General features: G+C 40.0%; 20 protein-coding genes and 1 pseudogene. 16 read left to right on the forward strand and 5 right to left on the reverse strand.

Features of this window, described 5'->3' with window-relative positions; all coding sequences use genetic code 11:
• Positions 1-24: 24 nt before the first annotated feature.
• Both RDY04_RS08915 and RDY04_RS08920 read right to left on the reverse strand, forming a co-directional pair.
• Complete coding sequence (locus RDY04_RS08915; RefSeq protein ID WP_303953548.1) at positions 25-819, reverse strand: Arm DNA-binding domain-containing protein; 795 nt, start codon at positions 817-819, stop codon at positions 25-27.
• Positions 820-915: 96 nt separating this feature from the next.
• On the reverse strand, positions 916-1,704 hold the full coding sequence (locus RDY04_RS08920; RefSeq protein WP_303953551.1) for an XRE family transcriptional regulator: 789 nt from the start codon (positions 1,702-1,704) through the stop codon (positions 916-918).
• Positions 1,705-1,865: 161 nt separating this feature from the next.
• Between RDY04_RS08920 and RDY04_RS08925 the strand changes: the two genes are divergently transcribed.
• Together RDY04_RS08925 and RDY04_RS08930 are read left to right on the forward strand one after the other, a co-directional pair.
• Positions 1,866-2,009, forward strand: a complete 144-nt coding sequence (locus tag RDY04_RS08925) for a hypothetical protein (RefSeq protein ID WP_261017238.1) — start codon at positions 1,866-1,868, stop codon at positions 2,007-2,009.
• A 385-nt stretch (positions 2,010-2,394) separates the two neighbouring features.
• Positions 2,395-2,883 (forward strand): hypothetical protein, encoded by a 489-nt coding sequence (locus RDY04_RS08930; RefSeq protein WP_303953557.1) that lies wholly within the window; start codon positions 2,395-2,397, stop codon positions 2,881-2,883.
• Positions 2,884-3,262: 379 nt separating this feature from the next.
• Here RDY04_RS08930 and RDY04_RS08935 read toward each other — a convergent pair whose 3' ends face one another.
• Positions 3,263-3,439 carry a DUF3042 family protein gene (locus RDY04_RS08935; RefSeq protein ID WP_003092510.1) on the reverse strand — a complete coding sequence of 59 codons (177 nt, stop codon included), beginning with the start codon at positions 3,437-3,439 and terminating at the stop codon, positions 3,263-3,265.
• A 75-nt stretch (positions 3,440-3,514) separates the two neighbouring features.
• Between RDY04_RS08935 and miaA the strand changes: the two genes are divergently transcribed.
• The 4 genes and pseudogenes from miaA to RDY04_RS08955 all read left to right on the forward strand — a co-directional run bounded on the left by miaA (position 3,515) and on the right by RDY04_RS08955 (position 7,751).
• Entirely contained in the window at positions 3,515-4,408 is an 894-nt protein-coding gene (gene miaA, locus RDY04_RS08940; protein ID WP_303953563.1) for a tRNA (adenosine(37)-N6)-dimethylallyltransferase MiaA, read from the forward strand.
• 50 nt (positions 4,409-4,458) lie between these two features.
• A complete protein-coding gene (locus RDY04_RS08945) occupies positions 4,459-4,959 on the forward strand; it encodes a GAF domain-containing protein (protein ID WP_303953566.1) in 501 nt (166 codons plus the stop codon).
• Positions 4,959-6,611, forward strand: a complete 1,653-nt coding sequence (dnaX, locus tag RDY04_RS08950) for a DNA polymerase III subunit gamma/tau (protein WP_303953569.1) — start codon at positions 4,959-4,961, stop codon at positions 6,609-6,611. Before RDY04_RS08945 ends, dnaX begins: the two co-directional genes overlap by 1 nt.
• A 162-nt stretch (positions 6,612-6,773) precedes the next feature.
• Positions 6,774-7,751: pseudogene (locus RDY04_RS08955) on the forward strand (IS3 family transposase).
• 32 nt (positions 7,752-7,783) lie between these two features.
• On the opposite strand, the gene RDY04_RS08960 reads toward RDY04_RS08955, so the two are convergent.
• Positions 7,784-8,596, reverse strand: coding sequence for an AraC family transcriptional regulator (locus RDY04_RS08960; RefSeq protein ID WP_303953571.1), 813 nt, complete (start codon positions 8,594-8,596; stop codon positions 7,784-7,786).
• 106 nt (positions 8,597-8,702) lie between these two features.
• Between RDY04_RS08960 and RDY04_RS08965 the strand changes: the two genes are divergently transcribed.
• From RDY04_RS08965 to RDY04_RS08980, 4 genes are all read left to right on the forward strand, one after another.
• Positions 8,703-10,115 carry a PTS transporter subunit EIIC gene (locus RDY04_RS08965; RefSeq protein WP_303953572.1) on the forward strand — a complete coding sequence of 471 codons (1,413 nt, stop codon included), beginning with the start codon at positions 8,703-8,705 and terminating at the stop codon, positions 10,113-10,115.
• Between the two features lie 6 nt (positions 10,116-10,121).
• Positions 10,122-11,585 (forward strand): sucrose-6-phosphate hydrolase, encoded by a 1,464-nt coding sequence (locus RDY04_RS08970; protein ID WP_303953575.1) that lies wholly within the window; start codon positions 10,122-10,124, stop codon positions 11,583-11,585.
• Positions 11,586-11,593: 8 nt separating this feature from the next.
• On the forward strand, positions 11,594-13,804 hold the full coding sequence (locus RDY04_RS08975) for an alpha-galactosidase (protein ID WP_303953580.1): 2,211 nt from the start codon (positions 11,594-11,596) through the stop codon (positions 13,802-13,804).
• 358 nt (positions 13,805-14,162) lie between these two features.
• Positions 14,163-14,348: a DUF3272 family protein gene (locus RDY04_RS08980; protein ID WP_303953582.1), complete on the forward strand. Its 186-nt coding sequence runs from the start codon at positions 14,163-14,165 to the stop codon at positions 14,346-14,348.
• Here RDY04_RS08980 and birA read toward each other — a convergent pair.
• Complete coding sequence (gene birA / locus RDY04_RS08985) at positions 14,335-15,273, reverse strand: bifunctional biotin--[acetyl-CoA-carboxylase] ligase/biotin operon repressor BirA (protein WP_303953585.1); 939 nt, start codon at positions 15,271-15,273, stop codon at positions 14,335-14,337. The two genes, RDY04_RS08980 and birA, sit on opposite strands and share 14 nt — an antisense overlap.
• 279 nt (positions 15,274-15,552) lie before the next feature.
• On the opposite strand from birA, the gene metK reads away from it, so the two are divergent.
• From metK to RDY04_RS09015, 6 genes are all read left to right on the forward strand, one after another.
• Positions 15,553-16,746 carry a methionine adenosyltransferase gene (gene metK / locus RDY04_RS08990; protein ID WP_303953587.1) on the forward strand — a complete coding sequence of 398 codons (1,194 nt, stop codon included), beginning with the start codon at positions 15,553-15,555 and terminating at the stop codon, positions 16,744-16,746.
• A 129-nt stretch (positions 16,747-16,875) separates the two neighbouring features.
• The gene (galE, locus tag RDY04_RS08995) at positions 16,876-17,889 is read left to right on the forward strand and encodes a UDP-glucose 4-epimerase GalE (RefSeq protein WP_303953590.1); all 1,014 of its coding nucleotides are present in this window, start codon (positions 16,876-16,878) and stop codon (positions 17,887-17,889) included.
• Positions 17,890-18,080: 191 nt separating this feature from the next.
• The gene (locus RDY04_RS09000; protein WP_247915969.1) at positions 18,081-18,317 is read left to right on the forward strand and encodes a DUF1146 family protein; all 237 of its coding nucleotides are present in this window, start codon (positions 18,081-18,083) and stop codon (positions 18,315-18,317) included.
• A 67-nt stretch (positions 18,318-18,384) separates the two neighbouring features.
• Positions 18,385-19,656: a UDP-N-acetylglucosamine 1-carboxyvinyltransferase gene (murA, locus tag RDY04_RS09005; RefSeq protein ID WP_303953593.1), complete on the forward strand. Its 1,272-nt coding sequence runs from the start codon at positions 18,385-18,387 to the stop codon at positions 19,654-19,656.
• 1 nt (position 19,657) lies between these two features.
• Entirely contained in the window at positions 19,658-19,846 is a 189-nt protein-coding gene (locus tag RDY04_RS09010) for a DNA-directed RNA polymerase subunit beta (RefSeq protein ID WP_181671212.1), read from the forward strand.
• 61 nt (positions 19,847-19,907) lie between these two features.
• A complete protein-coding gene (locus tag RDY04_RS09015; RefSeq protein ID WP_303953598.1) occupies positions 19,908-20,789 on the forward strand; it encodes a DNA/RNA non-specific endonuclease in 882 nt (293 codons plus the stop codon).
• Positions 20,790-20,917: the final 128 nt, after the last annotated feature.

The raw sequence follows: 20,917 nt of genomic DNA on the forward strand, positions 1-20,917 counted from the left end.
AGCTCTATAATCTCTACAGTGGTTTTACCCACTACAGAAATTATAGAGCCTAAAATTTATAAAATCATCATCAAGCGGTATTTCTCGGATACTGCTTTTTGTTTTTGTCGGTAAAAAGCCAGTATTATTTTTATAGTCCCATGTCTTATTGACCGATAACATGCCAGTATCTCGATTGATGTCATCCACCGTTAAGCCTAGGCACTCAGCAAAACGTATCCCAGTTTTAGCTATGATATAAAGTGTCGCATAAGACGCATACTCTGGATGATTACTTGTTTCGTAAATCAATCGCTCGTATTCCTCGACCTCTAGGAATTTTGTTTCAACATCACGCCCTTTATTTTTAGCGTTGATTTTGGCGAACTTACAAAAATTCCGTTTGATATATCCTTCGTGCACCGCCATTTCAACGCACGATTTTACGTGAACATTAAAACGCTCGATAGTATCTTGCGCGTGAGTTTTAGCATAGCTATTCAGCACACTCTGGTACTGCGTGGCAGTTATGGATTTCAGTTTCTTATCGCCAAAAAATAATTCAATCTTGCGTTGAGTGTTGATGTATGCCTTATAAGTTATCGTAGAAACATTAGGACGCTTGTAGACCTCGCACCACTGTTTAAAATAATTGTATAGAGTAATATCTTCATCCACATTGATGTTATCTTGTAACTTCAGTTCCATCTCAGCAGTGGCTTTAATCGCTTCAGATTTAGTACGAAAACCACCCTTTGATTTTGGTTTTCGTTTGCCCGTGGAGTCGTAGTAATTTATTCGATATTCCCAGCCGTTGGGGCGTTTCCTGTATGATGCCATTATTTAATCCTCTTATTTTGGTATAATAAAAGGGTAGTGGTGAGTATCTCACACACTCCCTTGATATAGTTTAGCCAGTCGAAAGACTGGCTTTTTTTATTTCCCTCTATACACGCCAACTACTGCGAAAATCTTGATGTGTGTATCTTCGGCTGGTGGGAAGTCTAAGATGATGTCTTCATACTTGTCGTTGAGCGACACTAGGCGTAAGCGTCCGTTTTCGGTATATATCTTCTTGAAGTAAGAGCGGTCTCCGTATGCGATAACTGCTAAATCACCATTATAGGTAGTCAATCCTTTATCTGCTAAATAGAGAATATCTCCATCTTGATAGTCAGGTTGCATGGAATCACCACTAACTTTAGTCGCAATGTCGTGGCGTGGTGGTTGCTCGTCAACCTCTATAGTCTCTCTGTCTGTATCTTCGTAACCGAATCCATAGTTAAATCCACAAGCTGCTGCCGTCTCAGATACAACCTCAACTTGATACAAGCTGATAGCTTCCGATACTTCGTTTATCTTCGCTTTTCTTCGTTTCTCTTGCTCGTCCCGTAATTTTTCAGCGTATGTTACAACTTTTCTTTGCTCGTTCGGTTCTAGTTCGTCATATATGGATTGGATTTTGGATTTTGAAAGAACATCTGAGAAGGAATTGATGGATTCTTCTTTAAAAGTAGTATCTATATCTGATTTTTTAACACCGAAATAATCAGCAAGTTTTTGGATAACACCAAAAGAAGGAGCACTTCTTAATTTCATATAGTCTGTCATAGTACTTGCTGTAATTCCAACTTCTTTAGCCAACTCTTTTTGGGTGATGCCACGTTGTTTTCTAAAGTGTGTAATATTTTCAGCAATAATTCGCATTCGTTTTTTTTCATCCATTTACGATTACCTCGTATTTTTTATAAGTACATTATATACCATTTTTGATTGATAAACAATCAAAAATACGAAAAAATCCTATTTTTTTGAAAGAAATCATTGACAATACGAAAAAATCGTATTATAATTAAATCAAGCTTAAGGGAAAGGAGGCAAGGCAAATGATGGAACACATCATAAAAAGCCTAGCAACCAAGGACACTGCAACCGTCATCTTGGTACTAGGCTTAATCAGAGAAGCTCGTCTTTGGCATAAGCAGTACTTAGCTTACAAGCTCAAAGACAAAGAGCTTAAGAAAAAGTAGAGAAAGGGGCAGAAGCCCCAACCTCTACTTGATAATGTACCATCATTTACCGTAAAAAGCAATGAGTGAAGAAACTGGATTGATAATCCTGCTAGGATTAGCGGTTGTGTCTTTTACTATCCGTCAGATAGTGAAGTACCGAAGTGATAAAAAAGATAAGGAGTAGAAAAATGAATGAACTAGAAAGAACAGCCCTCAATGAAATACTGAGGACCGTGACATATATTGCTGAGAAGTTGGATGAAGTAGAGTCTGGCAGGGGACATCAAAAATAGTTTGAATGGTTTTGGAATCATTTTGAATTTCTGAAGTAACTTTTTAGTAAGGTCTTGACAATATATATATATAATAGTCTCGTAATTTTTTATAGAAAAAGGAGATTATTGTGAAACAAACCTTCATCACTTCGTATCTAACATTTTATCTCAAAGCATCTGTAGCACTTGAAGGAGATTTTATCAAGACATCAAACCCTAACACTCTTTTGAAAGTTATTCCTCTTGGGGCACAGAATAAAACGATTCCAGTGGATCATATCTCAAGTGTTGATGACTCATTCAGATTAGATTTTAAATCTTTTGCATGGGGAATTATCTTTGCTCTAGTTGGTTTTAATATGATGGGTTCATCTATTTTAGGAGGATTTATCCTAGCTGCTTATGGCATTTTGACAGTATTAAGTGCATTCCAGACTCTTTTGATTTTAAATCTAACTTCTGGAGGTGCACATGTATTGAGTGTTGTTGTTTTTGAAAAGTCAAAACTTTTGTCTTGCAAAGAAACAATTGAAAGTCTAATTCAACGTCGTTACAATAATACAAATGTGACAGCAAATACTGACCGAGTTATTGAAGCTTTAAATAACAATAAGTAAACTGGTTTAATGAGTCTCTTTAAAAGAGGCTTTTTTATTGCGTTATAAATAAAAGATGATAGGTAAAAAATATGAAATAATCATTTTTGACGTACGAAATCAACTTTTCTTAGGACATTATATTGTGATAAAAAGGCCTGAGATTTTTAATAACAGGCGATTGGAAGTTTGGTGAAGATATTGTTTTATCTACTTTAGAGATTGAACAAAAGGGTCCAAAACAAAATGCGGATTATGTTTTTATTTCATTCTGGAACCATAATAACTATTGAGATTACCTTTAGATTTTTCCCTTTACTGTGATTATCAGACCAGTTAACTAACGTAAAAGAAATCTATCTCTTCAATCAAAAAAACCAGGTTTCCCTGGTTATAACTATTAGCGGCTTACACGACGGCGAGCTGCTTTTTTACGGTTTTCTTCGATGAAAGCCAATTTTTTTTCTTCTGGTTCGATAATTGTCTTTTTAACTGCGAAAACGGCACCTGCAACAGTAGCAGCAGTTCCGAGAACGCCAGTAGCAAGACCTTTAGCAAATGAATGTTTTTTAGCCATGAGACTATCCTCCGTATATGTTATAATATGCTTATATTATCTAAAAAAATATCTAGAATAGCAAGTGGAAACATTATGAAAACCAAACTTATTGTAGTGGCTGGCCCTACCGCTGTGGGGAAAACGGCACTTGGAATTGAGTTGGCCCAGCGTTTTAATGGCGAAATTATTTCAGGAGATAGCCAACAGGTTTACCGCCAATTAAATATAGGGACTGCGAAGGCCACTCCTCAAGAACAGGCAGCGGCAGTGCATCATCTGATTGATGTCCGAGATGTCGATGAGTCTTATTCAGCCTATGATTTTGTGACTGAAGCGCAAATTGCCATTACTGATATTGTCAATCGTGGCAAACTTCCTATTATTGTTGGTGGTACAGGTCTCTATTTGCAAAGTCTTCTTGAAGGTTATCATCTGGGTGGTCAAGTGGATCAAGAGCAGGTGTTAGTCTATCGCTCTGAGTTAGAGCAACTTTCTGATTTGGAACTTTTTGAGCAGATTGATAGCTTAGGTATAGAGATTAAAGAGATAAATCGTCGTCGTGCCATTAGAGCGCTTGAGCTTTATCGTTTTTCAGACAATCCTGAAAATACAGAAACGACTTTTGATCCTTTTATTATTGGGTTGGATGATGAGCGCTCTCTGATTTATGAACGTATTAATACTCGTGTTGACAAGATGGTTGAACTTGGGCTTCTGGAAGAGGCTAAGTGGCTCTATGATAATTATCCTGAGGCCCAGTCGGCGCGTGGAATTGGCTACAAGGAGTTATTCCCTTATTTTTCTGGGGAACAAACTTTAGATGAGGTCTTAGAAAAGCTCAAGCAAAATACACGTCGATTTGCTAAACGCCAATTAACCTGGTTCAGAAATCGCATGAGGGTTAAGTTTTATCAGATTTCTAGTCCAGATTATCCTGAAAATGTGATTCAAGATCTTGCTTTATTTTTAAATGAAAGGGAAGGATAGGAGTAGGTGGTTCCTAGTTTTAAATACCTATCTTTGCTATAATAATAACTATGACTAACGAAGAAAAAAAATCAGCCTATGAATTAATGCTAGCACAGGCTAAGGTGCTTTTTGCCAATGAAAACAATGCTCTGGCCAACTTTTCTAATGCCTCAGCTCTCTTGAATACAACTCTGCCAAATTCTGTGTTCACAGGCTTCTACCTGATGGATAATGTTAAGAATGAGTTGGTTCTTGGCCCTTTCCAAGGTAATGTTTCTTGTGTTCGAATTGCTTTAGGTAAGGGTGTTTGTGGTCAGTCTGCAGCTGAAAATAAAACCCTAATTGTCGAAGATGTCACTAAACATGCCAACTATATTGCCTGTGATTCTGCAGCTCGAAGTGAGATTGTTGTCCCTATGGTGAAGGATGGTACATTAGTTGGTGTTCTTGATTTGGATTCTCATCAAGTAGGAGACTACGATGATATTGACCAAAACTATCTTGAACAGTTTGTCAAAGTCTTACTTGAAAAAACAAATCTTACTTTTGCAATGTTTGAGGTTAACTAATGTATCAAGCCTTATATCGTAAATACCGTAGTCAGACTTTTGGCGAGATGGTTGGTCAAAAAGTGATTTCAACCACTCTAAGACAGGCGGTAGAGTCAGGAAAAATCAGCCACGCCTATCTCTTTTCTGGCCCACGTGGTACTGGTAAGACCAGTGCAGCAAAAATTTTTGCCAAAGCAATGAATTGTCCTAATCAGGTCGATGGTGAGCCATGTAACCACTGTGATATCTGTCGTGATATTACTAACGGCAGTCTTGAAGATGTGATTGAAATTGATGCGGCTTCCAACAATGGTGTAGATGAGATTCGTGAAATCCGTGATAAATCAACCTACGCCCCAAGTCGTGCCACATACAAGGTCTATATTATTGACGAGGTACACATGCTGTCGACAGGTGCCTTCAATGCTCTCTTGAAGACTTTGGAAGAACCAACTGAAAATGTTGTTTTTATCCTAGCGACCACTGAATTACATAAGATTCCTGCAACCATCCTTTCTCGTGTCCAACGTTTTGAGTTTAAATCGATTAAGCAGGGAGCTATTAAAGAGCATTTGGCTTCAATTCTGGAAAAAGAAGGTTTAACCTTTGATGATGAGGCTTTGACCATTATTGCTCGTCGTGCGGAAGGTGGTATGCGTGATGCCTTGTCAATCTTAGACCAAGCACTGAGTCTTTCTCCTGACAATCATGTCAGCCAAGCCGTAGCTGAAGAAATCACTGGTTCTATTGGTTTAACAGCCCTAGACAGTTTTGTCGCTAATGTTCGCAATCAAGAGACTACGCAAGCTTTATCAAATCTTGAAACTCTATTTGATAATGGCAAGTCTATGAGCCGTTTTGCGACGGATCTCTTAGAGTATTTCCGTGATCTTTTGATTGTCAAAGCGGGCGGAGAGAACAGTCACCATAGTCCCCTTTTTGAAGAGAATCTTTCTCTGGAGCAAGACCGACTTTTCCAATTGATTGACTTGGTTACAAGTGCCTTGCCAGAAATTAAAACTGGAACACATCCTAAAATCTATGCGGAGATGCTTACTATAAAATTGTCAGAAACCCATATTCAGGTTTCACAAGAAATTCCAGGGAATTTGCAAAAAGAGTTAGATAGTCTTCGTCACGAAGTAGAAGGCCTACGTAAAGCTCTTAAAGAGGGCAAAGTCCAAGGAGATGCATTACCAACTCGAAAAGCCAAACATACTTATCAGTACAAGGTGGATCGTGAAAAGATTCTCACTATTATGCGTGAAACCATGGAAAATCCCCAGAAATCACGCCAGTGTCTGGATGCCCTAAAGGCAACTTGGCCTGAAATCTTGGATTCTATTAGCCCACAAAATAGGGCCCTTTTGAATGGATCTGAGCCTGTACTAGCCAATCAGGAAAATGCCATCTTAGCCTTTAATGCTGCCTTTAATGCTGAGCAGGTCATGAAACGTAGTGATCTCAATGATATGTTTGGTAATATCATGAGTTCAGCTGCCGGTTTCTCGCCTAATATTATGGCTGTTCCAAAAGCAGAATTTGAAAAACTCCGTACAGAATTTGCACGAAGTCTCAAATCCAAAGAAGAATTGGAAAAAGAAGATCGTGAAGAGTATATCCCTCAAGAACTCGAGTTTCTCTCTGATGTTGTAGAAATAGAGGACTAAAAAGGTCCAGTGGACCTTTTTAGGTCCGAGCCCAGAAACACAAAAGCGAGGAGGTCCAGTGGACCTTTTTAGGTCCGAGCCCAGAAACACAAAAGCGAGGAAGGACTGAACTGCACCCCAAAAGTTAGATTTTTTCTATCTAACTTTTGGGGTGTTTTTATTATGAAATTGACTTATGAAGATAAGGTTCAAATCTATGAACTTAGAAACCAAGGATATAGCTTAGAGCAGCTTTCAAATAAATTTGGGATAAACATTTCTAATCTTAGCTACATGATCAAATTGATTGATCGATACGGAATAGAAATCGCCAAAAAGGGAAGGAATCGTTACTACTCTCCTGAATTAAAACAAGAAATGATTGATTCCTATTTAAAGGCTATTCTCAAGATAGAGTTTCTCTCGAATATGCTCTCCCAAACCGTGGAACGCTTCCTAACTGGCTCGTACACTATAAGAGAAACGGGTATACTATTGTTGAGAAGACAAGAGAAAGGATACCTAAAATGGGACGTAAGCCAAAGAAAAACTGAAAGAAATGACGGAACTAGAACGTCTTCAAGCAGAAAATGAGTACCTTAGAGTGGAGAATGCAGTTGTAAAAAAGTTGAAAGAACTCCGATTGAGGGACGAGAAAGAGCAAGAAGAAAAACGGAAATTGTTCGAGGATTGGTCACAGAGTTTGCCATTCCAGCAAGCACTCAAAAGCTTTACTTATCGCCAGTTTTAGATGGCTTCAACAGCGAAATTATCGCCTACAATCTTTCTACGTCACCGAACTTGATACAAGTGAAAGCTATGCTAGAACAAGCCTTTACAGAGGAACATTACGAAAATACAATTCTCCATAGTGACCAGAGATGGCAATATCAACACGATTTCTATCATCATTTTTTAGAAGACAAAGGGATTCAACCATCCATGTCACGTAAAGGCAATAGTCCAGATAACGGCATGATGGAATCCTTCTTTGGCATTCTGAAGTCTGAGATGTTTTATGGTTATGAGAAGACGTTTAAGTCAATTGAGAATTTGGAACAAGCTATTGTAGACTATATTAATTATTACAACAACAAACGAATTGAGGCCAAACTAAAAGGACTTAGTCCTGTACAATACAGAACTAAATCCTTTGCTTAAATAAATTGTCTAATTTTTGGGGTCAGTATATATTAATCCAACTTTTTCCTAAAATCCCCAGGACTCATGCCAAATTCGTGCTTGAAAAGTTTGGAAAAATTACCGCTATCTTCAAAACCGATTGAGTAGGCGATATTTTTGATGGGGAGTTTGGTACTTCTGAGGAGTTCTTTGGCTTTACGAAGGCGAATATTGGTGAGAAAGGTTTTGGGAGCTTGCCCGATTTCCTGTACAAAGAGGCGATGGAGATAGGTGCGGTCGATAGCAAGGTGATTGGCGATGTCAGTTATACGGATATTGGTTTCGTAGTTATTGGTCATAAAGCTAATAGCTTTGGCAACGATGAGGTTATGGGTAGACTGGGTCACCTGTTTGTTTTGGGAAGGAAAGTCTGAATTGAGTTGGTTGAGGATTTCCAAAAGACAAGCATTGAGCATGATGTCATTACTTTCAGAAATTAGAGAAATTTCAATTAGCTTGTTCATGAGACTCTTGATGGGGTCATTATCAGAAAAGACAGGATTGTTACTAGAAATGGCGGTATCTTTGAGGTAGTGTTGGGCTAAATCTCCACGAAAGCCAAACCAGTAGTAGGCCCAGGGATCTGTTTCGTGGGCCTGGTATTGGATAGTAGCTTGAGGTGAGATAAAGAAAAAGTCGCCTGCCTTTAGGCTGTATATCTTACCTTGACAGGTAAAGGTACCTCTGCCCTTGTAGATATAATGCAACATATAACCACTTCGAACAGCAGGGCCATAACTGTGGGAGGGTTGGGTTTCTTCATAACCAACTGTATACACACTTAGATAGGGATTGGTATTGGTATTGTTAAATAAAAAATTCATAAAATCTTCCTACAAATCGACTAATCTTGTCTACATTTTACCATTTATTTTAACTAAGTGAAAGGATAAACTATAATTAAGTAAAACAAATAAGGAGGTTGTTCAGATGGCTCAATATCAAGACATCAGTGAACAAATTGAAAAATTAGTTGGTGGGCGTGACAATATTTCTCACGTGACACATTGTGCTACTCGCTTGCGTTTGGTCCTAAAGGATAATAAAAAAGCTGACATGGAAGGTTTGGAAAATATCCGTCTAGTTAAAGGGGTTTTCGTAGCGGGTGACCAGTTGCAGATGATCTTTGGCGCTGGTCTAGTCAATAATATCTATGACGAATTTTCAAGCTATATTGGTATTAATAGTGATAGTAAGATTGATGAAGAGTCTAGTCAGGGTCACCAGAATCCTTTGCAACGTTTTATGAAGGCCTTGTCAGATGTCTTTATTGAAATTATGCCATGTATCTTGGCTGCAGCGCTTCTTATGGGATTGTCATCACTCTTAACGACCAAGGACCTCTTTGGGGCCAAGTCCCTCGTTGAGCATGTGCCTGGTCTGGCTGGCTTCAATCGTGTTGTCAGCATTGCTTCATCAGGAATTTTTGCGCTCTTACCAATGATTGTAGCTTACTCAGCGACCAAACGTTTTGGAGGACGTGCTTCCCTTGGTTTGGCTATTGGAGCTGTTATGATTCACCCAAACTTGTCAGATGCCTATGCAGTAGCGGGTGGAACAGCTAAAGCAGAAATCGCCAATGTCTTTGGCCTTAATGTTGAGCTAGTTGGTTTCCAAGGCGGGATTATCATTGCCCTTCTAATTGGTTATATCGTTGCCTTCCTAGATAAGAAATTTAACAAAATTTTGCCCGATATGCTTAAGTTTGTTTTATCTCCTATGTTGACCATTTTGATATCGTCATTCTTGCTCTTTACTATTATTGGTCCAGTTGGTCGTTCTATGGGATTTGGATTGACAGCAGGTTTATTGTGGATGGTTGAACACTTGGGTATCTTTGGTTATATGATTTTTGGTGGTATCCAACAAATTATCGTTATTACGGGTCTTCACCATACCTTTGGGGCTATCGAGACTCAGTTGCTGCAAGATACAGGCCGTGATTTCCTCAATCCACTCTTATCTGTTGCCATGATGGGGCAAGGTGGTGCAGTACTGGGGTATCTCTTCCTTAATCACAAGGACAATAACAAACGATCTATGGCCGTTTCAGCGTTCACTTCAACTCTATTTGGGATTTCTGAGCCTGCTCTATTTGGTGTGACTGTCAAATACCGTTACCCATTGATTGCTGGCTGTATCGCAGGCGCTATTGCAAGTGGTTATGTTTACCTGTCTAAGTTGACCGCAGTTGGTTTCGGTGCGACAGCTATTCCTGGTTTCACTATCGTAGATGGGGCAAATCATGGCCATCTTAACTACATTATTGCTCACTTGATTGCCATTGTTACAGGTGCCATTTTAACAGTCGCCTTTGCAAAATTCTGGAAAGAAAAGGATTAATATTACATGAAGAAATATCATCAATACCGCGATATTCCTTCTCAATTAACAGCATCATTGGCTGATCGTGTGGCAGTGTGCCCTTATCGTCAAAGCTTCCATGTGGAAGGTGACATGGGCTATGTTAATGATCCTAATGGTGTTTGTTTCTTTGATGGGAAATATCATCTCTTTCATCAATGGAGCCCTCTCACTTATAGCGAGGATAGCTGGTTTCAAGGCTGGTATCATCTGGTGTCAGATGACATGATTACTTGGGAAGATGCAGGAGTGGGCTTGCAGACAGATACTGTCTATGAAACCCATGGAGCCTACTCAGGATCAGCCATCGCTGACGGCGATGTCATGCGTATCTTTTATACTGGTAATACTCGTGATGCCAATAACGAGCGAATCCCTTATCAAGTTGTGGCATTCATGGATAAGGCAGGTCATCTCTCCAAGGTTACACCACCAGCTATTATCGGTTACCCAGAAGGCTACACGGACCATTTCCGGGATCCAAAACTATGGAAGAAAGATGGTCATTATTATGCAGTTATTGGTGCCCAACGTCAAGACAAAACTGGTACAAGTCTGGTCATGCACTCACTTGATGGCTTTGACTGGTCTATTCTAGGTGAAGTGGGGACTCCTTACCAGGATTTTGGTTATATGTGGGAGTGTCCTAACTATTTTGAAATGGATGATAAGGGGATTCTCCTCTTTTCCCCTCAAGGACTAGCACCAGAGGGAAATTATTACCACAATATCTATCAGACGGGTTATGTGGTGGGGAATCACATAGATAAGGAAAATTTGCGTCTGACCGATCAGAAAAATTTTGTGGAGCTTGATCGTGGCTTTGATTTTTATGCAGCCCAGGTCATGCAGGCTGGAGGTCGTACAATTCTCTTTTCTTGGATGGGTCTACCAGATATTAACTACCCAACAGAAGACTATGCTTATTGTGGTTGCTTGACTATGCCACGTGAGCTTTTCTTAGATGGGGACAAGTTGATTCAAAAACCTTTGCCGGAATTGAACAATTATCGTAAAGAAATATTGTCTGAAAATATTAATGCTTCAGAGGGTAAGGTTTTCATGACTGGTTTTAAAACCAATCTTCAGTTTTCAGTGACCAAGGCAGAAGAAAGAGGGCAAGTGGTGATTAAACTTTCAGCCAGTCAAGATGGTCGTTTAGGAACCAAATTGATCTTAGATTACGATAGAAAAGAGATAATATTAGACCGTAGCCAGGCAGGTGCTCCTCTAGCAGAGGAGTATGGCAATCAGCGCGTGCTTTTGGAGGATTTGGGTCAGCAACTTGATTTGGATATTTATCTGGATCGCTCATCCCTAGAGATTTTTGTAAATGGTGGGCAAGAAGTAGCTTCAAGCCGTATCTTCCCAGGGGATGAGCAGATCTATACAGTGATTGAAGGGGCAGATGCTGAACTCGATATGACGATCTATGACTTGACGATTTAGGAGTTGATATGATTTATTTTGATGACGATAAGCAGATTTTTCATCTGACCAACGGTCAGGTTTCCTATATTATTGGTGTGGAGGAAAAGGGACTTTTGGCCCAGCTTTATTATGGTAAGGCTGTTTCAGGTTATCATGGTGGGCGTCACTACCCCCGCTTTGAGCGCTCTTTCTCCTTTAACTTTGAGGAGGACAAGAAACGTGTCTATTCTAGAGATACCCTTTTACAGGAAATCAGTAGTTTTGGTGGTGGCGATTTTCGGGTACCAAGCCTTGATATAGCAGGGTCGGATGGCTCTCATCAAACTGATTTTCGCTATGATTCTTACGAAATTTATAAGGGCAAAGCTGACTTGGGAGGGCTTCCTGCGACCTTTGCTTCAGAAGAAAACCCTGTTGAGACTTTGGATATCTGCCTTAAAGATAAGTATCGCCAGCTAGCTCTCCATCTACGTTACAGTATTTTTGAGCAGCTATCTGTTATTACCCGTAGTCATATCCTGGTCAATGAGGGCAGAGATGAGGTGGTTATTCATAAATTGTCTAGTCTTAGTCTGGATTTTCCAGCGGACAAATGGGAATCTATCCATCTACCAGGTGCTTGGGGTAATGAACGTCAATTGCAGAGGGACCCTCTCGTTCGAGGGATACATACCTTTGACAGTAAGCGTGGAACCAGTAGCCATCAAGAAAATCCCTTTGTTGCCTTGGTTAAGAATGATACGACTGAGAATCAGGGGCAGGCCTATGGTTTTGCTTTAGTCTACTCAGGTAATCACGAAGAAACCCTCGAAGTGGACCAATACCAGCAAGTCCGCTTGACTATGGGGATTAATGGTTATGGCTTTGCTTGGCATTTGTCTGCAGGAGAGTCTTTTACCACTCCTGAAGTTGTAATGGTTTATTCAGACCAAGGCCTTAACAGGATGTCCCAGATTTTCCATACAGTTGTACATAAGCATTTGACACGAGGGGCATGGAAGGATAAGGAACGTCCTATTCTTATCAATAACTGGGAAGCCACATATTTTGATTTTGATACAGATAGCATCAAGGGCTTGATGGATGAGGCTAGTCAACTGGGGATGGAGCTCTTTGTCCTTGATGATGGCTGGTTTGGACAGCGAGAAAACGACCAAACTTCTTTAGGAGATTGGTTTGTCAACGAGGACAAGCTACAGGGTGGCTTGCAGGCCCTAGCTACCTATGCTAAGAGTAAGAATTTAGACTTTGGTTTGTGGTTCGAACCTGAAATGATTTCACGGTCTAGTCAACTTTTTGAAGCTCACCCTGATTGGTACCTTCATCATCCAGGGTATGAGGCTGCGACCAGTCGTTCCCAATTTGTCCTAAACCTTAGTCGTGATGACGTCACCGATTATGTGATTGAAACTTTGTCAACTATTTTAAGGACAGTGGATATTTCCTATGTCAAGTGGGATATGAACCGTTATCTCAGTGACATTTATGCGACTGGAAATATTAGCAATCATGGCGAGGTAGCTCATCGATATGTATTAAATCTTTACCGGATTTTCGAGCATTTACTAAGAGTCTTTCCTCATATCCTCTTTGAGGGATGTTCTGGTGGCGGTGGCCGTTTTGATATGGGCATACTCCACTATATGCCACAAATTTGGACTAGTGACAATAGCGATGCTATTGCCCGCCTAAAAATTCAATACGGTACTAGCTTGGCATACCCAGTTTCTAGCATGGGCGCCCATGTGTCTGCTGTACCTAATCATCAAAATGGGCGTATAACCAGCATGGAGACTCGCTTTAATATTGCCATGACAGGAGCCTTTGGATATGAATTGGATCCAAGACAGTTAAGTTCAGAAGAAAAAGCAATCATTAAAGACCAAGTTGCCTTCTATAAGAAGAATCGTCAGCTCCTTCAGTATGGAACCTTTACACGATTGACTAGTCCTTTTGAGACCAATGCTTGTGCTTGGCAGTTGGTATCACAAGACAAAAATCAGGCTATGGTGATTTATACAACGGTCCTTAGTCATGCGGCTCCACCTCTACAAATTTTAAAAGTTAAGGGCTTAGAAGCAAGCAGTCTCTACTATTGCCAACAAACAGAGCAATGCTATTACGGAGACGAATTAGCTGAAGTGGGATTTTATATCCATCCCATTTTTAACCAAAAAGACTTTGATAGCCGACGCATTGACTTTGTTAAGGTAGAAGATTTACCGAAGGAAAAATGACCGTAAATGGACAAACTATACTCTGAACCCCCAAAGTTAGACAGAAAAACCCTAACCTTGGGGTATTTTATTATGAAATCCGAAAAGTTTTATGGTTATGAGTAGACCTTTAAGTTACTTAACTAAATGGAACAGCTTTTGTAGACTATTTAATTACTACAACAATAAACAAATTAGAGTCAAACTAAAACATACTAAGATTAGTTTGGAGTTTTTGGGGTATAACCTTCGACGCGCACCCGCATAGCGGGTGGTTTTTTTGTCTCACACCTAACGGAGCGAGACGGACTAATAGTCACATAAATGAAAAGGGCCTAGACTGCTTGTCCTAGGCTCTAACTATTGCTATAATAATCTTATGATTCAACAAATTTTGTTTATTACACTGGAAACTATTTTTGAAACGGTTTGTTTTAATTACAGTTTCCAGCATGGCTATTACTTTTTTACAGCCTTTTTTGCTTACTTACTCTTACGTCGTCTTTGGACCACTTATATTATTTCTCGAATTGCGCGTGCAGCCGACAAGTCTACCAAGAAGTAAGGCTCACTTCGCCAGCGGTCAACCATTTTTCCTGGCCATCATCAGTAAGAACGAGAAGTTGGCCCTTATTACCAATTTCCTTGGCAATACCAGTATAAGTCCTTCCAGCTTGTTCAAAGGTCACTTGTTTGTCTAAAACGAGTGACTTCTCTTTATAGACTTTGACCAAATCGCTAGTAGGAATGGTTAAAAAGAGTTTCCAAATTTCTGAAATGAGCTGGTTTCGAGTGATGCTTGGTTTTTCAGAAGTAAAAAGACTAGTAGCTTTATTAGCTAACTCTTCAGGAAAATCACTGATTGAGAAGTTAAGCCCAACCCCGATAATGACATCTGTGATGCGACCAGATTCGATAGAACTAATGGCTTCGGTAAGGATTCCAGCCATTTTTTTGTTGTTGAGGTAGATGTCATTAACCCATTTGATTTCTGTATTGATGCCGGTTAGACGCTGGATAGCTTTGACAATAGCAGCTGCCGCCATCATCGTATAAGGTGGTAACTCCTCAAAATGACAGTTGGGCTTTAAGTGGATACTCATGTAGATACCACCTTGTGGACTGGCAAAGAAGTGACGTTCAAATCGTCCTTTGGCTGCCTTTTGACTTGATGCCAGATAAAGTGCAGGCGTTGAATTATTATTTTCCATGCCATGTTTAGCATCTAGTTGAGTAGAGTTAGAATCTGGATTAAAGTAGACTGGAATGTTGAGTTGCTTTGAAATATCTTGAGGAAGAAGAATATCTCCCTTTTCTAAATAGTAGCCTTTCTTGCGGACACTTGTAATGTCAATTCCTTGTTCTTGAAGTGTTTGAATTGCCTTCCAAATGGCTGTCCGTGAGACACCAAGGCTTTTAGCCAAGCTCTCTCCCGTTACAAAGTCTGGACTCTTCGATAAGATGTCATAAACGTGTTCATAAGTTTTCATATCCTAAGTATAATACAAAAGATGGTAAAATGCTCACTATAAATTATTGATAAGGCTTGTTAATAAATAACTATATGACTAGATAAGAAAAAAGTGATATAATGGAATTTAGTTATTAAGTCCCGATAAGGCAGTAGTCATCTTAGCTTGGCTGCTGGTTCTTTGTAACTTTTTAACGGCGCCGAGCTCTTTGTGGAGTATAGCGTTTTACCTATTAGGAGGCGGTTAAATCTCGTGCTATCTAATACTATTTTTCATATTAAAAGGGGGACATTTTATATGTCAGAACGTAAACTTTTCACGTCTGAATCAGTATCTGAGGGGCATCCAGATAAAATTGCAGACCAAATTTCAGATGCCATTCTCGATGCGATTTTAGCAGAAGATCCAGACGCCCATGTAGCAGCAGAAACAGCTGTTTATACTGGTTCTGTCCATGTTTTTGGTGAGGTTTCTACAACAGCTTATGTGGACATTAACCGTGTGGTTCGTGATACTATCGCTGAAATTGGTTATAACAATGCAGAATACGGCTTTGCGGCAGATTCTGTTGGGGTTCACCCATCATTGATTGAACAATCTCCAGATATTGCTCAAGGTGTCAATGAAGCACTTGAAGTTCGTGGAACTGGTGATCAAGATCCACTTGATCTTATCGGAGCTGGTGACCAAGGTTTGATGTTTGGTTTTGCTATTGACGAAACTCCAGAGTTTATGCCACTTCCAGTTAGCCTTTCACATAAATTGGTTAAAAAATTGGCAGATTTGCGTAAATCTGGTGAGATTTCATACCTTCGTCCAGATGCTAAATCTCAGGTTACCGTTGAGTATGATGAAAATGATCAACCTGTACGTGTTGATGCTGTGGTTATTTCAACACAGCATGATCCTGAAGCGACTAACGATCAAATTCGTCAAGATGTCATTGAAAAAGTTATCAAAGCAGTTATTCCAGCAGAATACTTGGATGAAGAGACAAAATTCTTTATCAACCCAACAGGTCGTTTTGTAATCGGAGGTCCTCAAGGGGACTCTGGTTTGACTGGTCGTAAGATCATTGTCGATACTTACGGTGGTTACTCAAGACATGGTGGTGGTGCCTTCTCTGGTAAGGATGCCACTAAGGTTGACCGCTCAGCGTCATATGCAGCTCGCTACATTGCCAAAAACATCGTAGCTGCTGGTCTTGCTAAGAAAGCAGAAGTACAATTGGCTTATGCTATTGGTGTTGCCAACCCAGTTTCTGTACGTGTTGATACTTTTGGTACTGCAACTGTGGCTGAAAGCAAACTTGAAGCGGCTGTTCGCGAACTCTTTGATTTGCGCCCTGCAGGAATTATTCAAATGCTTGACCTTAAACGTCCTATCTACCGTCAAACAGCGGCCTATGGTCACATGGGACGTACTGACGTCGATCTTCCATGGGAAAAATTGGACAAGGTTGAAGCACTTAAAGCAGCAGTAGAGGCTTAAGATAATATTATATCTAATTTAATGATTTTAATTAAAGCAGAATTTAATTTTTTAAATTCTGTTTTTTGTACCTATTACCATGAAAGATTTTGAGAGAAGAGATGCTGACGAACAAGAAAGGAAATCCCTATGTCTATTTTAATTACAGGAGGAGCTGGCTACATTGGTAGTCACACCACTGTCGAACTCCTTAATGCAGGTTTTGATGTGGTCTTGGTTGATGACTTTTCAAATAGCTCTCCAGCAGTCCTTGAACGCTTGGAAAAGATCACAGGTAAGAAGTTTCCATTCTATCAAGGTTCAATTTTAGATACAGAACTCTTAGATAAGGTTTTTACAAATGAAGATATTGAATTGATCATTCACTTTGCTGCCTTCAAGACAGTTGATGAATCTGTTCAAAAACCTTTGAAATATTATAAAAACAATATCATTGGTACGATCACCCTTCTTGAAAAAATGAAGGAATATGAAGTTAAAAACATCGTCTTCAGTTCAAGTGCCACAGTTTACGGTACCAATAATCCTTCTCCAATGACCGAAGATATGCCAACATCAGCGATCACCCCATACGGTTATACAAAGTTGATGATGGAACAAATTCTTACAGATGTAGCTGAATCAGATCCATCATGGTCGGTCACAAATCTTCGTTATTTCAATCCTATCGGTGCTCATGAAAGTGGTTTGATTGGGGAATTGCCAAACGGTATTCCAAACAACCTGATGCCATATATTACACAAGTAGCTATCGGTAAACTGTCTGAGCTTAATGTCTTTGGGGATGACTATTCAACTCCAGATGGTACAGGTGTGCGTGACTACATTCACGTTCTTGATCTGGCCTCAGGTCACTTGGCTGCTGTCAAATATAATTTGAGTCACAAAGGTGCCGAAATTTTCAACTTGGGTACTGGACATGGTTATAGCGTTTTGGATCTCGTTAAGACTTTCGAAGCTGAAAACAAGGTTGCCATCCCTTACCGTATTCAAGGGCGTCGCGCTGGTGATATTGCGACTTGTTATGCGTCTTCTGAAAAGGCCAAAGAGATTCTCGGCTGGGAAGCTAAAAAGACCTTGAAAGAGATGGTCAGAGATTCTTGGCGTTGGCAAACGACTAACCCAAATGGTTATGAAGACTAAATAGCATAACTCAAATTATCAGTTCCTAGAGAGTGTAAGATAAGCACTAGATTATTTTAAACTATCCCTAATCTAGTAGCTTCAAAAATAAAGAGAAGAGGGGTGGAAGCAGTCACTAAATGATTACAGATTTAGAACTGTCTCACCCTCTTTTTATGCTTTAGGTTAGCTTTCTATGGTATAATAAAATTATGACTATTATTAATCAATTCGTCACTTTGGCGAGTCACCTTGTATTTATAGGATTGAGCTACCAAATGCTGATTAGCCTCTTTGATTGGGCGAAGATTATCAAAAATCCAATTGAAAATACTGGTAAATTAAAACTCTTTTTGCTCTTTATCAGTATTGCCTTAGGCTATCTTATCAGCTCCTTTATTCTGTCGGTTTTAGCATTTGGACAGAATATGGCTAGCTCGATTTCTTAAATTAGTGATTTTAAAAGACTTTTGATATAATACAAAAAGATGAAAATGACCCTTGAAAGGAATCCTTATGGATAAAATTATTGTGCAGGGTGGCAACACTCGATTAAGTGGTGAGGTTGTCATTGAAGGTGCTAAAAACGCTGTCCTTCCTTTGTTGGCGGCTACTATCTTGGCCTCGGAAGGTCAAACAACCTTAACTAATGTTCCAATCTTATCAGATGTTTACACGATGAATAATGTTGTTCGTGGTTTAGATATTGCTGTAGACTTTGACGAGGAAAAGAATACCGTTGTTGTTGATGCTAGTGGAGAAATTCTCGATCAAGCACCATATGAGTATGTTAGCAAGATGCGTGCGTCAATCGTAGTTCTTGGACCTATTCTTGCTCGTAATGGTCACGCTAAGGTCTCAATGCCTGGCGGTTGTACGATTGGTAGTCGTCCAATCGACCTCCACCTCAAAGGTTTAGAAGCAATGGGTGCTAAAATTACCCAAGTTGGTGGTGACATTACTGCGACAGCAGAAAACCTTAAAGGTGCAACGATTTATATGGACTTCCCATCTGTTGGTGCCACTCAAAACCTTATGATGGCAGCAACATTGGCTGATGGAGTTACAACCATTGAAAATGCTGCGCGTGAACCAGAAATTGTTGACTTGGCCCTCCTTCTTAACGAGATGGGAGCAGACGTCAAAGGTGCGGGAACTGAAACACTCGTGATTAAAGGTGTTAAAGCTCTCCGTGGTACTAAACATGCAGTTGTTCAGGACCGTATCGAAGCAGGTACCTTTATGGTAGCAGCAGCGATGACTTCTGGAGATGTCCTCATCAAAGATGCTATCTGGGAACATAACCGTCCTTTGATTTCAAAATTATTGGAAATGGGTGTCGATGTTAAGGAAGAAGAAGGTGGCATTCGTGTTAAATCTGATGTTTCTCAATTGAAACCAGTAACCGTTAAAACTCTACCTCACCCAGGTTTCCCAACTGACATGCAGGCTCAATTTACAGCACTTATGGCAGTGGTAAACGGAGAATCAACCATGATCGAAACAGTCTTTGAGAATCGTTTCCAACACTTGGAAGAAATGCGTCGTATGGGGCTTCATTCAGAAATTCTTCGTGATACGGCTATGATTCACGGTGGTTTACCACTTCAAGGTGCTCAAGTTATGTCTACTGACCTTCGAGCTTCTGCAGCACTTATTCTTACAGGAATGGTAGCTGAAGGAACAACGACTGTTGGTAAATTGACACACTTGGATCGTGGTTACTATCGATTCCATGAGAAACTAGCTAAACTAGGAGCAAATATTTCACGTGTAAGTGAGGCTTAGTATGGAAACTGGTAAAGGCTATGTTTTTCGTCAATTATTACTTGTTTTAAGTGTGTGTGTGATTGGCCTTGCTTTTCTAGCTATCGGCTTGATGGTTGGCTATGCTATTTTAGGAGAGGGCAAGGATCCGATAAGCATCTTAAAACCAGAAACTTGGCAGGCAATTGTTGCTAAATTTACAGGAAAATAAAAGGGAGTGGGAAGTAATCCCGCTCCTTTAGTCATGACATTCATATAAAAGAAAGAGAACAATGGCAAAACGAAAGACATCTTTAACAAATAAACAGAGACGTCAGCTAATCTCGTTACTAATAGCGGTCTTGATTACAGTTTTAGGTTACATTGGAACGAGCAGTAAGCTCTCGCCTAATAATCCAATCAAGCAGGTAGCAAGTCTAGTCTCGGGAAAATCTAATAACTCTGTCAAATCAAACGGCGCAACAAAAGGGCAGTCTACGCCACAAGAGAAGCTCGCTGAGACAGTGATGACTAGCTCCGTCAAGAGTCAACTTGGAAACTCCTTAGAATGGAATGGGGCAGGGGCTTATATTGTTAATGGAAATAAGACTAATCTAAATGCTAAGGTATCAAGCCAACCCTATGCTAATAACCAAGTCAAAACAGTTCAAGGACAAACGGTTCCTACAGTTGCGAATGCCTTGTTAAGTAAAGCGACCAGACAGTACAAAAATCGTCAAGAAACAGGGAATGGCTCAACATCTTGGACACCAGCTGGATGGCATCAAGTTCACAATCTATCTGGAGAGTATAGCCATGCCGTAGATAGAGGGCATTTGTTAGGCTATGCACTAGTAGGTGGCCTCAAAGGATTTAATGCTTCGACTTCAAATCCAGAAAATATTGCCGTTCAAACTGCTTGGGCTAACCAAGCTAATAGCGAAACTTCCACAGGCCAAAACTATTATGAAAGTCTGGTACGAAAAGCTCAGGATAAAAACAAGCGTGTCCGTTACCGCGTTACCCTTATTTATGAAGGAGACAACCTCATTCCATCAGGGTCACATCTTGAAGCCAAGTCAGCTGATGGCTCGCTTGAGTTCAATGTCTTTGTTCCAAATGTCCAACAGGGAATTACCCTAGATTATTATTCAGGAAAAGTAACGGTGAATTGACGAAACAAACGACTCCGATTGGAGTCATTTTTAGTATCCAGAAAAACAAAAACCCACCCGTAGGTGAGTTTTTTGTTTTATTCACTAGCTTGCTCCCATTGTTTAGAGAGGTAGCGAGAGTAGCTAGA

The sequence above is a fragment of the uncultured Streptococcus sp. genome, assembly GCF_902463925.1.
Lineage (GTDB): Bacteria > Bacillota > Bacilli > Lactobacillales > Streptococcaceae > Streptococcus.